Source organism: Nitrobacter sp. 62-23 (assembly GCF_001897285.1).
Classification (GTDB): Bacteria; Pseudomonadota; Alphaproteobacteria; order Rhizobiales; family Xanthobacteraceae; genus Nitrobacter.
Genome location: NZ_MKSM01000001.1, coordinates 25,435 through 38,904 on the forward strand (window position 1 = coordinate 25,435; position 13,470 = coordinate 38,904).

Genomic DNA, 13,470 nt, shown 5'->3' on the forward strand with positions numbered 1-13,470 from the left:
GTATGAGCGCGGCCGAGAAGCTTTATTTCTGACATGAAAGCGGCACCGCGCCTAGCGCAAAGTGACCGCTTACAAGCCATTGAATATATGTGTTTTTTACGTTGTTTTTCAAGGGCGGGAACAGCCGATTCGGGGAGCTCCCAAAACAGCGATTCCGGGACCGCGAAAACAGGCGTGTGAAGCCGGACGTTTGCGGCCTTCCCTGTTGAAGCTTTAGGGAGTTGACGTGGCGTCACGGTGGCGGTCGGCGGGCGATCCGGCCCTGATCGACATCGAATATCTCGCTGCCGGCACCGACATGCGCGAACGCGGCCGGATCGGCGCCGCTCATCCAGACCTGCGCGCCCAATCGGGTCAGTTCGTCGAACAGCGCGACGCGGCGGTCGGGATCCAGATGCGCCACCACCTCGTCGAGCAGCAGCAGCGGCACGATCCCCGTCATCTCGGCGACGAGACCCGCATGGGCAAGCACGAGTCCGATCAGAAGCGCCTTCTGCTCGCCGGTGGAGGCGTCCTTCGCCAACATGTTCTTGGGCGCGTAGCTCACTTCGAGATCGGTGAGGTGCGGACCATCGAGCGTGCGGCCGGCGGCTGCATCACGGACGCGATTGTCGCGCAGGATCGCGCGGTAGCGGTCCTCCACCGCTGTGGCCGGTTCGCTGCGGAGAGCGTTTTCCATCCAGCCGTCGAGCCTGATGCTGGCCGAGGGGAAAGCGGAGGCCGCGCCGCGCGCTTCCAGCGCGGCCGCAAGGCGCGTCACGGTTTGCGCGCGCATCGCCGCGACCGCGACGGCAAGCTCTGCGGTTTCGCGCTCGACGGCGGCGCACCAGTGGTCGTCGAAGTTGCGCGTTTCCAGCAGGCGGTTGCGCGAGCGCAGGCTGCGCTCCAGCGCCGCGACGCGGCCGGAGTGATCGCTGTCGACCCCTAGCACCAGGCGGTCGAGAAAGCGCCGCCGTTCCGATGTCGGCCCGGCGAACAGGCCGTCCATCGAAGGCGTCAGCCACACCATGCGCAGGTGGTCGCCGAACGCCGCCGCGGAGCCCGCGGGCTCGCGGTCGATCCGGCAGCGCCGGCTGCTGCTTTGGGCTTCATCGTTCGGCGCGTCGATGCCGGTGCCGAGCGTCGCGAGGCCGAGCGCGCCTTCCACCTCGGCCGAAACCGCCCAGGAGCCGTCGCCCTGGATGTTGGCAAAGGCTTCGCGCGCGGCGCGCCGCAATCCGCGCCCCGGCGACAGCAGCGATATGGCTTCGAGGCAATTGGTCTTGCCGGCCCCGTTCGCCCCCACCAGCACGACCACGTCGCCGCGCGTCTCAAGCCCGGCCGCGCCGTAGTTGCGGAAGCGGGTGAGGCTGAGGCGCAGGATGCGGGAGGGGATCATGGATAAGGATTATCACATCCCCGGCGATCGTCCGCGAAGGCGGATGATCCAGTCATCCGCAAGGCGCGATGCGGACGATGGATGCGTAACGGAATACTGGGTGCCCGCTTTCGGGGGCGTACCTTCGATGCCGGTTCGCTGTCGGTGAGTGCGGCGCTTGAGCGGATCTGCGGAGAAAGGCCGTGTTCGGTCTTCTCCCATCGATATGGCTCCCTCAGCAGTTGATACAGCGCGCGCCACGCCGCGATCGAAAGGCAGGCCCAGTAGAACGGCGTCAGCACCAGGATCCAGCCCTGCCGCAACTGCCCGCGCCGCGCCAGCCCCATGAGTCCGACCACGATCGTCGAGACGAATCCGGCGACGATCGTGGTCAGATGGAACAGCATGAGCGGGCTTGCGAGCCATCCCGGCCCGTCGCCGGAGCGCGTCAGCGCATGGATCGCCAGGTCGGCGGCAAGAATCGGAAAGGCCAGTGCCGTCAGCACATTGCCGCCGACGATGACGTTCAGCGTGAAAAAACCTTTCGCGCCCGCATCCCTCCACAGCCGCCGGGGTCGGCGCATGTGGACGCTCCAGGTCTGCATCCATCCCTTCATCCACCGCGAGCGCTGGCGCAACCATCCGCCAAAACGCGCTGGCGCCTCCTCGAGAGTTGTCGAAGCGAAGGTGGTTGACCGGTAGCCGAAGCGCGCCAGCCGGAAGCCGAGGTCGGCGTCCTCGGTGACGTTATAGGCATCCCAGCCGCCCACCTCGCGAAGAACCGCGGTGCGGAAGTGATTCGACGACCCGCCGAGCGGCAGCGGTCCGCCGAAAGATGCGAGCCCCGGAAGGAAAGCATCGAACTGCCCGGCATATTCGGCGGCGAACATGCCCGAGAGCCAGCTATCCGACTGATTTTCGATGCACAGGCTGGCCTGCGCGCAGGCCACGTCAGCGTCCTGGACGCGAAAGGCGTCGAGCGCGGCGCGGAGTTGGCCCGGATCGGGACGGTCCTCGGCGTCGAAAACGGCGGTGAAGCTGCCGCGCGCGAATGGCAGTGCGCAATTCAAAGCCTTCGGCTTGGTGCGTGGCCCTTCCGCCGGAGCAAGCAGCACCTGGACGTGCGGCATCGGGCCGAGCCTCGCAAGTGCGGCGCGGGTTTCGAGATCGTCGAGTTCGATGACGACGATGACGTCGAGTTTTTCGCGCGGGTAATCGAAGGCGCCGATGGCCTGCATCAGCGATGCGACCGAGGACGCCTCGCGGTAGAGCGCCGCGATCACGGTGTAGACCGGCAGACGGTCGTCCGAGATACGGGGCAATCGCGCCTTCGGGCGCGGCGGCCTCAGGCTGGCCGCGAGCCGCAGGCCGATGAATGCCAGAAACCATACCGCCAGCACGCTGTTCAGGATATCCAGGACCGAGGCGGACACCAGCGTCATCATGACGGTCAGGACGCCGGTCTTCGCAAGGTGCCGCATGGTCCGCAGCGCGCCGGAAGCGCCGCCGGCAACCGGCGCGGCGGACAGGTCGGGAAATCGCCGGCCGAGCGCGTTGGCGGCCGACCGACCGAGCGCGTCCCCGGCCTCGTGCCGCAGCAGAAACTGATTGAGGTCTCGCGTCGATGTCAGACAGATCCGATCGCATAAGGATGGATATTCGGCGACCAGGCGACAGAGTCTTCGCGTGGCCAGGCCGCGCGGTGCGACCGCCCAGACCAGCCGGTCATGCCGGCGCAGCGGAAGCAGCCCGTGTTCGGCCGCGTGGGGCAGGTGGTGATCGGGCAGGAGGCAATCGACGCGGGAGGTTTCGGTGAACGGTTCGATCGCAAGACCCGTGTGAAGGGACAGCGCCTGCAAATAGGCGTCCTCATCAATGACGCCCGATCGGATCAGCACCTGGTCCGCACCGATGCCGAGTTCCCGGCCACGCGCTTCGGCTGCTCTCAGCAGCGAGGGCGCGAACACCTGTCGCAGGCAATCCAGCTCGCTCGCCGGGCCCAACTCCCACAGCCGGTTGTCGTTGCTTGATTGCGGCGTGTGAACAGCGCCGACGGGAAAGGCCGCCGACGGCAGCGAACCCGCAGGCATCATCTGCTGCCGCGTGGTGGCCCCTGTGCTATCCCTGACACGATCCCACCCCGCCAAATGACGCCCCCAGCAATAAACGATACTCGCGTCTCGCTCCGGATGGTTTATAAGACCTCCGTCCGAAAAGCCCCGCTCGATGCAACCACAGAATACCGTTTCCCCCAACGAAAGATTGACGCGCGGCCGAGCGATGCTGCTGGGTTGGCTGCTGGTCGCCTGCGGGCTCCTGGTTTCAGGAGCGACGATCGAGGGTGCGCGCGCGCAGACCACGGCAACCGCCGTGGCGGCCGCGGCGAAGACCCCGGGCGTCGCGCCGCAGGCGGTCCCGGGCTTCTGGGATCCGCGCCGCCGCCCGGACCGCCCCGATCTGTCCCGCCTGACCGTGATCCGCTTTTTGACCGAGACCGACTATCCGCCCTTTAACTTCACCGGCCCCGACGGCAATCCGGCCGGCTTCAATGTCGATCTGGCGCGCTCCCTGTGCGAGGAGATCAAGGTCACCTGCACGATCCAGATGCGGCGCTTCGAGACGCTGGTGGACGCGCTCACCAGCAACCGCGGCGACGCCATCATCGCCTCGCTGGCGGTGACGCCGGAATTGCGCAAGCGGGTGGACTTCACCGATCCGTATTATCGGCCGCCGGCGCGATTCGTGTCGCGGCGCGACGCCGTGATACCCGAGGTGCGCCCGGAATATCTCGAGGGCAAGAAGGTCGGCGTGATCGCAGGCTCCGCGCACGAGGCCTATCTCAAGGCTTTCTTCACCGACGCCGAACTGCATGCCTATCCGAATGACGAGGCGCTTCGGCAGGCGCTGCGGAAGGGCGAGGTCGACTTCATCTTCGGCGACGCCATCGGACTGGCGTTCTGGATCAATGGCACCGATTCGGAAGGCTGCTGCGCGTTCAGCGGCGGCCCGTTCGTCGAGAGCCGCTATTTCGGCGATGGCGTCGGCATCGCCGTGAAGAAGGGCAACGACGTGTTGCGCCAGGCCCTGAACTGGGCGCTGTTCCGGATCTGGGAAAAGGGCCGCTATACCGACCTGTGGCTGCGGTATTTTTCCGTCAGTCCCTTTTAGAGCATGATCCCGGCGCGAAGCGCCGCGCCAGCGCCAAGGGGGGACCGGTTTTCGGATAGGATCATGCTCAATCAAAAATTGGCGTGACGGCACGGAAGACGCCGCGCGCGCCATGGAGAGTGAAGTGAGTGAAATGTCAGACCTGATGTCAGCGAGCGATCTGCGTGGCCTCGCCGAACAATCCAATGCGTGGCCGTTCGAGCAGGCGAAGCAGATCGTCGCGCGCCTGAAGAAGAAACCAAAGGACGAGGTGCTGTTCGAGACCGGCTACGGTCCCTCCGGGCTGCCGCATATCGGCACTTTCGGCGAGGTCGCGCGCACCACCATGGTGCGTCACGCCTTCCGGGTGCTGACCGAAGACCGGATCAAGACGCGGCTGCTGGCGTTTTCCGACGACATGGACGGCCTGCGCAAGGTGCCGGACAATGTGCCCAACAAGGAGCTGCTGGCACGGGATCTCGGCAAGCCGCTGACGAAAGTGCGCGATCCCTTCGGCACGCATGACAGCTTCGGCGAACACAACAACGCCCGCCTGCGTACCTTCCTCGACACCTTCGGCTTCGACTACGAGTTCGCCAGTTCAACGGCCTACTACACCTCGGGCCGTTTCGACGCGACGCTTCTGAAGGTGCTTGAGAACATCGACAGGGTGATGGCGATCATGCTGCCCAGCTTGCGCGAGGAACGCGCTGCGAGCTATTCGCCGTTCCTGCCCATCTGCCCGCGCACCGGCGTGGTGTTGCAGGTGCCGATCGTTGCGCACGACGCGAAGGCCGGCACGGTCTGCTATGACGATCCCGAAACCAACGAGCGCGTCACGGTCTCCGTCACTGGCGGGCATTGCAAATTGCAGTGGAAGCCGGACTGGGCCATGCGCTGGACCGCGCTCGGGGTTGATTATGAAATGGCGGGAAAGGACCTGATCGATTCGGTCAAGCTGTCGGGCAAGATCTGTTCCGCGCTCGGCGGCGCGCCGCCGGAAGGCTTCAACTACGAGCTGTTCCTCGACGACAAGGGCCATAAGATTTCGAAATCCAAGGGCAACGGCCTGACCATCGACGAATGGCTGCGCTATGCCTCGCCGGAATCGCTCTCGCTGTTCATGTACCGCGAACCGAAGGCGGCGAAGCGGCTGCATTTCGATGTCATCCCGCGCAACGTCGACGACTACCAGCAGTTCCTGGAAGGCTATCCGCGGCAGGATGCAAGGCAGCAGCTCGCCAACCCGGTCTGGCATATTCATTCCGGCCGGCCGCCGGAGGCCGACATGCCGGTCACGTTCCAGTTACTGCTGACGCTGGTGTCGTCATCGAATGCGGAGAATGCCGAAACACTGTGGGGCTTCATCGGCCGCTATCGCCCCGGCGTCACGCCGCAGACCCATCGCAAGCTCGACGCGCTGGTCGGCTACGCCATCAACTATTACCGCGACTTCGTCGCGCCGGCCAAAAAATTCCGCGAGCCGACGGGGAGCGAGCGCGCCGCGTTGCAGGACCTGCGTGATGCGCTGTCGCAATTGCCCGAAGACGCCTCGGCCGAAGACATTCAGAACGTGGTCTATGAGATCGGCCGACGCGAGCCCTTTCTCAACCACAAGAAGCTCGCCAAGGACGGTCGCCCCGGCGTCGCGCTCGACTGGTTCAACATGCTTTATCAGGTGCTGCTCGGACAGGAGAAGGGACCGCGCTTCGGCTCGTTCGTCGCGGTCTATGGCTTGCAGAATGCCATCGCGATGATCGACGGCGCGCTGGCGCGGGCAGGATAGCGGGTTTTGGCGATCCCCCTCGGGTACCGCGTCGGGAGAAGATCTGCGGAAACCGCAAAAACGTGACCTGCCGACCGGCGGGTTTTTGTGTCGTTGGACTAGGAACGTCTCGTCATCCACGACATTAACCGGCTGGACGGGCCTTTCCCCCGAGGTCTCCCGTCTACTCCCGGCCCGCCGGTGACTGCCCCCACCTCACCGGCGGGTTCGCGCTCTGCGCTTCCGAACGGATGACCCCGACTGCACGTGTCTCCGCTTGGTGGCAGCGGTTCTGCCTTCCGATGTTGTTTTCCGGTCATTTACTTTGTTCAGGCAATTTTACTTGAATGGCCGAGACGGCGTATTCGAATCGCAGGGTGACGACGCGCTAGCGAATGGCCCGGACGCTTTCCGAATTTGACCGATGCGGCTGCGGGGCGGCCTTGGAGCATGGGGATGTTGACGAGGGCTATGGTGGCGTTGGCCGCCACGATCGGAGCCAGCTTGCTCATGACCCCGCCGGTTGAGGCGCGGCCGGAGGAGGTGAGCTACAGCGGTGATTATGCGCCGGGCACCATCGTGGTGAAGACTAATGAGCGCCGGCTCTACCTGATCGTCGATTCCGATCGCGCGATCCGCTATCCGGTCGGCGTCGGCAAGGCCGGCAAGCAATGGACCGGCACCGCGCAGATCGAAGGCAAGTATCGCAACCCGGCATGGGCGCCGCCGGCGGACGTCAAGCGCGACCACCCGAATATTCCGGACGTGATTGCGGGAGGCTCTCCGTCGAATCCGATGGGCGTCGCGGCGATGACGCTGTCCGGTGGCGGGCAATACGCCATTCACGGCACCAACCGGCCGCAGTCGGTCGGTCATTTCGTATCGTATGGCTGCATCCGCATGTACAACAACGACATCGACGACCTCTATCGGCGCGTTTCGATCGGAACGCCGGTTGTGGTGACGGAACGCTGACTGAGAGCCGCCATCGTTAGCGCCAAGGTCGTCGAGCCAAACCGCAAGCTACCGCCTCGCGCTGTCGCACCAGCTTCCGCGATGACCGCCGTGATAGGCGCGGGCGTAACCCCCAGCCAGCATCGCCGCCGAGACGTCGGGCGTTCGCGCCGTGGCTGCATCGGCAAGAACGCGCCCGTTATATTTATCGGGCCCGATATTGGCGATGGTAACGCCCCCCTCGCTGAGCAGATCGCGCAACCGGGCGCTCGCGACTTGCGCCAGCCGAAATTCCTCGGCGCATGCGGCCTTCATTTCCGCGGCGTCGATGCCGCGCAGCCGCACCCGCGTCGTCATGTCGAGACCGGGCCACAGATGAACCAGCGCCTCGAAGGTGTCGCCGTCAATCGTTCTGATTACCTCGACCTGGTGCCGCGCTGCGGAATCGGCGGCCCGCGCCCAGATCGCGCGCGCGTCGGTCGGGGACGGCAGCGACGTCTGGTTAAGGATCGCCGGCGGCCAATGTACCCAGTTCCGGACCGGCAGCATGGTGCCCGCCACCACGCCTAAAGTGAAAATCCAGGGCAGGATCGGCGAGAGGCGGCCGCGCCAACGCGATCCCTGCGATGCATTTATTCTGCTATATGGGTACATTTTCCTAATGTGGCCCGATTCGACCCAAACCGCAAGCTGGAAAACGGCGAGACGGAAAATGATCCTCTCAGAAGTCTGTTGCGATTCCGTTTCGCTCCCAGTCGCCGAACCGCGTCGGCTCGGGGCCTTTCGGTCCCTGGATTTCCGTCGGGTTCTTTTCGGGACTGGCAGCGGCAGCGGCTTTTGAGGCGGCACGGCGGGCCTCCGCCTCGGCCAGCGCACGACGGGCTGCCGGCGTCAGCCGCTTTTGCGCATCGGCCGGATCGGTGTGTGGCAAGATCGAAGGCTCGTCCGCCATGTCATAATCCTCCCGTCGCGATTCTCCGGCGGGTGAGGTGAATCCTTGTCGCCGGCAACGTCGCCTTCCACCACAAATCATGTTCCGAATGCGTGAACATGATGGCGATTCTTATATTTGGCATATTCGCATGTCATGAATCCGGTCCTGCCGCGGATGCCGGACGATGCGTATCCGCCATCCCTCACTTTCAAGCGATTTGCCCGCCTCATGCCGTCAACCAGATTCGCACCGCCTACCGAGGTCCCCGGCCTCGCAGCCCGGCGCATCGCAGCGGATATCCTCGACGGCGTCCTGCACAAGCGTCGCACGCTCGACGAACAGCTCGAAGGCGCGGCCGCGCATCCCGGCCTGAAGGCGCTCGCTGATCGCGACCGCGCCTTGATGCGGCGCCTTGTGGCGACGATCCTGCGCCGGCTCGGAACGCTCGGCCATTTGCTGTCGCGGCTGCTCGATCGCGGCGTCCCGACCGACGCGCCGCGCGCCCAGAGCGCGCTTCTGATCGGCGCCGCGCAGATTCTCTGGATGGATGTGCCGGATCATGCCGCCGTCGACCTGTCGGTGCGGCTCGTGCAATCGGACCGCCGCGCGGCGAAATATGCCGGGCTGGTCAACGCGGTGCTGCGTCGCTGCGCCCGCGAGGGTCAGGGCCTGATCGATGAGGTCCGCTCGGAGGCGCTCGATGTTCCGCCATGGCTGATGTCGCGATGGACCGCTCATTATGGCGAGAGCGCCGCGAAAGCCATTGCTGCGGCGCTCGGCCACGAACCGCCCCTCGATCTCACCGTCAAGGCCGATGCGGCGCACTGGGCGGCGCGGCTGCATGGCGAGGCTTTGCCGACCGGAACCGTTCGCACCGCGTTGCAGGGCCCGATTGCGATGCTGCCCGGATTCTCGGAAGGACGATGGTGGGTGCAGGACGCCGCCGCCGCCTTGCCGGCGCGGCTGTTCAGCGATCTCAAAGGGCGGCGCATCGCCGACCTCTGCGCGGCGCCCGGCGGCAAGACCGCGCAGCTCGCGCAGGCCGGGGCGGACGTGACCGCGATCGACCGCTCGCCGAATCGGGTGGCGCGGCTCCGCGAAAATCTCGGCCGGCTGTCGCTTGACGCGCGGGCGCTCGTCGCCGACGCCGTCGAATGGCAAGATGATGCGGTCGGCGGGTTCGATGGCGTGCTGGTCGACGCGCCCTGTTCCGCGACCGGAACCATCCGCCGTCATCCGGACGTCGCCTGGCTCAAACAGGAGTCGGATATCGCGGCGCTGACGGTCCTGCAAAACCGGCTGCTGCAAAAAGCACTCGCGCTGCTCAAGCCCGGCGGGACGCTGATCTACTGCACCTGCTCGCTGGAACCCGAGGAGGGCGAGCAGGTCGTCGCCGCGCTGCTCGCGTCCGAGACCGGCGTCCGCCGCGCGCCGATCAGCGCCGGGGACGCTGCCGGACTGGATGATATGGTGACGCCGGCGGGTGACTTGCGCACCCTGCCGTGCCATCTGCCGCGCGACGATCCGAGGCTGGGCGGACTCGACGGCTTCTACGCGGCGCGATTGATCAAGTCCTGATATCCAAGCCGAATCCCGGGGAGATTCGCGGCATTTCAAGATAGTGCGTCGCCGGCCTTTCCGGATTAAAAGATTCGCGAAAGAATCCCCATCAACTGAAAGGGATTCGTCGGAAATCCTCATACCGAAGGCGCAGCGTGTCGGTCGCCCATCGCAGACACATTTCAACGCTGTTGCTCCGCCGCTTCGCACGACGGACGCTGGCGCGCGCGGGCGACGGCCCGGCGGCGTTGTCGCGGCTGTGGCCCGGCCGCGCCGACCGGCTGACGATCGCGCCGCATGACCTGCGCACGGCCGACGCCACCCGCGCCGCCGAAATCTATGCCGGCCGCTTCGTGTTCGCGGGCAAGATCGTCACCTGTCGTTCCCGCTCGATCTTCGATCTCGAACCGCCGTCCGAGGACTGGGAAGCTACGCTTTTGGGTTTCGGCTGGCTGCGGCATCTGCGCGCCGCCGATACCGCGATCACGCGCGCCAATGCGCGATCGCTGGTGGACGACTGGATGTCGAATCCGGCGCGCCGGCGGCCGCTCGGGCGCCGCGCCGACATCATGGCGCGTCGCGTGGTCTCGCTGTTGTGCCATGCGCCGCTTGTGCTCAGCGAAACCGATGGAAAATTCTATCGTCGCTATTTGCGCGCATTGGCCCGCGACGTTCGTCTTTTGCGTTTCGGCCTGCACGACGCGCCCGACGGCGTGCCGCGGCTCCAGGTGCTGATCGCGCTGTGCTACGCGTCGCTGTGCCTCGCCAACCAGGCCCGTACAATCCGCACCGCGACGCGCAAGCTGTCCGACGAATTGCGGCGGCAGATCCTGCCCGATGGTGGCCATGTCTCGCGCAATCCCGGCGCGTTGATCGAACTGCTGATCGACCTGCTGCCGCTCCGGCAGACTTTCGCGGCGCGCAACATCGCGCCGCCGTCGGCGCTATTGAACGCCATCGACCGCATGATGCCCATGCTGCGTTTCTTCCGTCACGGCGACGGCAGCTTTGCGCTGTTCAACGGCATGAGCGGCACGCCGTCGGATCTTTTGGCGACGCTTCTGGCCTATGACGACACCCGCGGCATACCGATGGCCCACATGCCGCACACCGGCTTCCAGCGCCTCGATGCCGGCGCGACCACGCTGATCGTCGATACCGGACCGCCGCCGCCGTCGAACCTCAGCGAGGAGGCGCATGCCGGCTGCCTGTCGTTCGAGTTGTCCTCCGGCCTGAACCGGATCGTCATCAATTGCGGTACGCCCTCGACCAGCCGCGACACCTGGCGCGCCTTCGCGCGCACCACGCCGGCGCATTCCACGCTGACCTGCCATGAGACATCATCCTGCCAGTTCGTCGAGCAGTCGGCGATGAAGCGACTGCTGCAAGGCGCGCCGATCATCGGCGGCCCGCGCAATGTCGAAAGCTTTCGCGAGACGGTGGACGACGGCGAACGGCTGACGGCTTCGCACGACGGCTATCTCGCCCGCTTCGGCCTGGTTCATCGCCGTGTCCTGACGATCGTGCATGACGGCGCGCGGCTGGAGGGCGAAGACACCCTGGCGCCCGCGCCCGGCGGCCGCATGAAGGGCAGCCGGATCGACTACGCATTGCGTTTTCACCTGCATCCGTCGATCAAGGCGAGCCGCCTCAGCGACGGGCACGGGGTGATGCTGGTGCTGCCAAACCGCGAGGTCTGGACGTTCGACGCGCCCGCCGACCGCGTCGACCTCGAAGACAGCGTGTTTCTCGCCGGCAACGACGGTCCCCGCCGCAGCGCGCAAATCGTGATCCATCAGAGCGCACGGGAAGCCCCCAGCGTGCGCTGGAGTTTCGTCCGTTCGGCCACTTCGCCCGCGGCCACCACCGCGCGCCGCAATGCGAGCCGGCAGCCGGAATTACCGTTGTAGCGGCGTAAGACCCGGTCTTTTCCTGTCGTTGTGAAGGACGGCGAAAGCTGCTAACGAACCCGCGCTCGCGCGACTGGCGACCTTGGATGGAGCACCATCGGGAAGCGCGGGACATATCCGCCGCGCGCCTGGGCATAGGTATCCCTTCAGACAGAGGATCTGCCCATGACCGACCGCCCGCGCCGCGTGACCCGCGCATTGCTTTCCGTTTCCGACAAGACAGGCCTGATCGAATTCGCCCGCGCGCTCGCTGGCTTCGGCATTGATCTGGTCTCGACCGGCGGCACCGCCAGGGCGATCGCCGCAGCCGGGCTGAAAGTCAGCGACGTCTCCGACCTCACGGGGTTTCCGGAAATGATGGACGGCCGGGTCAAGACGCTGCACCCGAAGGTGCATGGCGGTCTGCTGGCGATCCGCGACAACGCCGATCATGCGAAAGCGATGGCGGATCATAACATCGCGCCGATCGACCTGCTGGTGGTCAATCTGTATCCGTTCGAGGCGACCGTCGACAAAGGCGCGGCTTACGAGGACTGCATCGAGAACATCGACATCGGCGGTCCGGCGATGATCCGCGCTGCCGCGAAAAATCACGACGACGTCGCGGTCGTGGTCGAGCCGCAGGATTATCCGGCGGTGCTCGACGAACTTACCGCCAACGCCGGCGCAACCACGCTGAGCTTGCGCAAGCGCCTCGCCGCCAAGGCCTACGCGCGCACCGCCGCCTATGACGCCGCGATCTCCAACTGGTTTGCGGCGCAGCTTGAGATCGACGCGCCGGACTATCGCGCCATCGGCGGCCGTCTTGCGCAGACGTTACGCTACGGCGAAAACCCGCACCAGAGCGCCGCGTTCTACCGCACGCCCGAACGACGCGCCGGCGTCTCCACCGCGCGGCAGTTGCAGGGCAAGGAGCTGTCCTACAACAACATCAACGATACCGACGCGGCCTATGAATGCGTCGCCGAATTCGATGCGGCGCGTACCGCCGCCTGCGTCATCATCAAGCACGCCAACCCCTGCGGCGTCGCGGAAGGAGCCGATCTCGCCGACGCCTATCGCAAGGCGCTCGCCTGCGACACCACCTCGGCCTATGGCGGCATCATCGCCTTCAACCGCACGCTCGACGCTGATGCGGCCAATGCGGTGGCCGGCATCTTCACCGAAGTCATCATCGCGCCCGACGCGACCGAGGAGGCGATCGCCATCATCGGCAAGCGCAAGAACCTGCGGCTGCTGCTCGCCGGCGGCCTGCCCGATCCCCGCGCGCGCGGCCTGACCGCAAAGACGGTGGCGGGCGGGCTTCTGGTGCAGACCCGCGACAACGCCGTCGTCGACGACATGCCGCTGAAGGTTATGACGAAGCGCGCGCCGAGCGAGGCCGAGATGCGCGATCTCCGCTTCGCTTTCCGGGTCGGCAAGCACGTCAAATCCAACACCATCGTCTATGCCAGGGACCTCGCTACCGTCGGCATCGGCGCCGGGCAGATGAGCCGCGTCGATTCGGCGCGAATCGCGGCTCGCAAGGCCGAGGACGCGGCGCGCGACTTAAAGCTCGCGGAGCCGCTGACCAAGGGCTCGGTCGTGGCGTCGGATGCGTTCTTCCCGTTCGCCGACGGGATGCTCGCCTGCGTCGAGGCCGGCGCCACCGCCGTCATTCAGCCGGGCGGCTCGATGCGCGACGAGGAGGTCATCAAGGCGGCTGACGAGCACGGCATCGCCATGGTGTTCACCGGCATCCGACATTTCCGGCATTAGGGTCCGTACTCAATAAGGATTCCCACGAGCGGGGCTATGTGATTCAAGCTTTCCATGATCTGGGGGCTTGGATGGCGAAGCAGGT

At 65.8% G+C, this 13,470-nt stretch carries 10 protein-coding genes and 1 riboswitch; of the genes, 6 read left to right on the plus strand and 4 right to left on the minus strand.

Annotated features, from left to right (window positions below; all coding sequences use genetic code 11):
* Nucleotides 1–232: 232 nt before the first annotated feature.
* Both recF and BGO16_RS00135 read right to left on the minus strand, forming a co-directional pair.
* Complete coding sequence (recF, locus tag BGO16_RS00130; protein WP_292615995.1) at nt 233–1,378, minus strand: DNA replication/repair protein RecF; 1,146 nt, start codon at nt 1,376–1,378, stop codon at nt 233–235.
* A complete protein-coding gene (locus tag BGO16_RS00135; protein WP_292615997.1) occupies nt 1,375–3,450 on the minus strand; it encodes a glycosyltransferase in 2,076 nt (691 codons plus the stop codon). Before BGO16_RS00135 ends, recF begins: the two co-directional genes overlap by 4 nt.
* Nucleotides 3,451–3,583: 133 nt before the next feature.
* On the opposite strand from BGO16_RS00135, the gene BGO16_RS00140 reads away from it, so the two are divergent.
* The 3 genes from BGO16_RS00140 (at nt 3,584) to BGO16_RS00150 (ending at nt 7,244) form a co-directional block, all read left to right on the plus strand.
* Nucleotides 3,584–4,525: a transporter substrate-binding domain-containing protein gene (locus BGO16_RS00140; RefSeq protein ID WP_292615999.1), complete on the plus strand. Its 942-nt coding sequence runs from the start codon at nt 3,584–3,586 to the stop codon at nt 4,523–4,525.
* 133 nt (nt 4,526–4,658) lie between these two features.
* On the plus strand, nt 4,659–6,290 hold the full coding sequence (locus tag BGO16_RS00145) for a lysine--tRNA ligase (RefSeq protein WP_292616017.1): 1,632 nt from the start codon (nt 4,659–4,661) through the stop codon (nt 6,288–6,290).
* A gap of 435 nt (nt 6,291–6,725) precedes the next feature.
* Nucleotides 6,726–7,244, plus strand: a complete 519-nt coding sequence (locus BGO16_RS00150; protein WP_292616001.1) for a L,D-transpeptidase — start codon at nt 6,726–6,728, stop codon at nt 7,242–7,244.
* Nucleotides 7,245–7,292: 48 nt separating this feature from the next.
* Here BGO16_RS00150 and BGO16_RS00155 read toward each other — a convergent pair whose 3' ends face one another.
* Nucleotides 7,293–7,877: a thermonuclease family protein gene (locus BGO16_RS00155; protein WP_292616004.1), complete on the minus strand. Its 585-nt coding sequence runs from the start codon at nt 7,875–7,877 to the stop codon at nt 7,293–7,295.
* 67 nt (nt 7,878–7,944) lie between these two features.
* Nucleotides 7,945–8,175 carry a succinate dehydrogenase assembly factor 4 gene (locus tag BGO16_RS00160; protein ID WP_292616006.1) on the minus strand — a complete coding sequence of 77 codons (231 nt, stop codon included), beginning with the start codon at nt 8,173–8,175 and terminating at the stop codon, nt 7,945–7,947.
* Between the two features lie 210 nt (nt 8,176–8,385).
* Here BGO16_RS00160 and BGO16_RS00165 point away from each other — a divergent pair, with 210 nt between their 5' ends.
* From BGO16_RS00165 to purH, 3 genes are all read left to right on the plus strand, one after another.
* Nucleotides 8,386–9,735, plus strand: a complete 1,350-nt coding sequence (locus BGO16_RS00165) for a transcription antitermination factor NusB (RefSeq protein WP_292616009.1) — start codon at nt 8,386–8,388, stop codon at nt 9,733–9,735.
* Between the two features lie 137 nt (nt 9,736–9,872).
* Nucleotides 9,873–11,627: a heparinase II/III family protein gene (locus tag BGO16_RS00170; RefSeq protein WP_292616011.1), complete on the plus strand. Its 1,755-nt coding sequence runs from the start codon at nt 9,873–9,875 to the stop codon at nt 11,625–11,627.
* A gap of 59 nt (nt 11,628–11,686) precedes the next feature.
* Nucleotides 11,687–11,768, plus strand: a riboswitch (ZMP/ZTP riboswitch).
* 24 nt (nt 11,769–11,792) lie between these two features.
* The gene (gene purH, locus BGO16_RS00175; protein ID WP_292616012.1) at nt 11,793–13,385 is read left to right on the plus strand and encodes a bifunctional phosphoribosylaminoimidazolecarboxamide formyltransferase/IMP cyclohydrolase; all 1,593 of its coding nucleotides are present in this window, start codon (nt 11,793–11,795) and stop codon (nt 13,383–13,385) included.
* Nucleotides 13,386–13,470 lie beyond the last annotated feature (85 nt).

Excerpts from the sequence above, each read along its gene's own strand:
- BGO16_RS00155 (WP_292616004.1), bottom strand. The coding sequence starts at position 7,877 with ATGTACCCATATAGCAGAATAAATGCATCGCAGGGATCGCGTTGGCGC.
- BGO16_RS00140 (WP_292615999.1), top strand. The coding sequence starts at position 3,584 with ATGCAACCACAGAATACCGTTTCCCCCAACGAAAGATTGACGCGCGGC.
- BGO16_RS00165 (WP_292616009.1), top strand. The coding sequence starts at position 8,386 with ATGCCGTCAACCAGATTCGCACCGCCTACCGAGGTCCCCGGCCTCGCA.
- purH (WP_292616012.1), top strand. The coding sequence starts at position 11,793 with ATGACCGACCGCCCGCGCCGCGTGACCCGCGCATTGCTTTCCGTTTCC.
- recF (WP_292615995.1), bottom strand. The coding sequence starts at position 1,378 with ATGATCCCCTCCCGCATCCTGCGCCTCAGCCTCACCCGCTTCCGCAAC.
- BGO16_RS00145 (WP_292616017.1), top strand. The coding sequence starts at position 4,659 with ATGTCAGACCTGATGTCAGCGAGCGATCTGCGTGGCCTCGCCGAACAA.
- BGO16_RS00160 (WP_292616006.1), bottom strand. The coding sequence starts at position 8,175 with ATGGCGGACGAGCCTTCGATCTTGCCACACACCGATCCGGCCGATGCG.
- BGO16_RS00150 (WP_292616001.1), top strand. The coding sequence starts at position 6,726 with ATGTTGACGAGGGCTATGGTGGCGTTGGCCGCCACGATCGGAGCCAGC.
- BGO16_RS00135 (WP_292615997.1), bottom strand. The coding sequence starts at position 3,450 with ATGATGCCTGCGGGTTCGCTGCCGTCGGCGGCCTTTCCCGTCGGCGCT.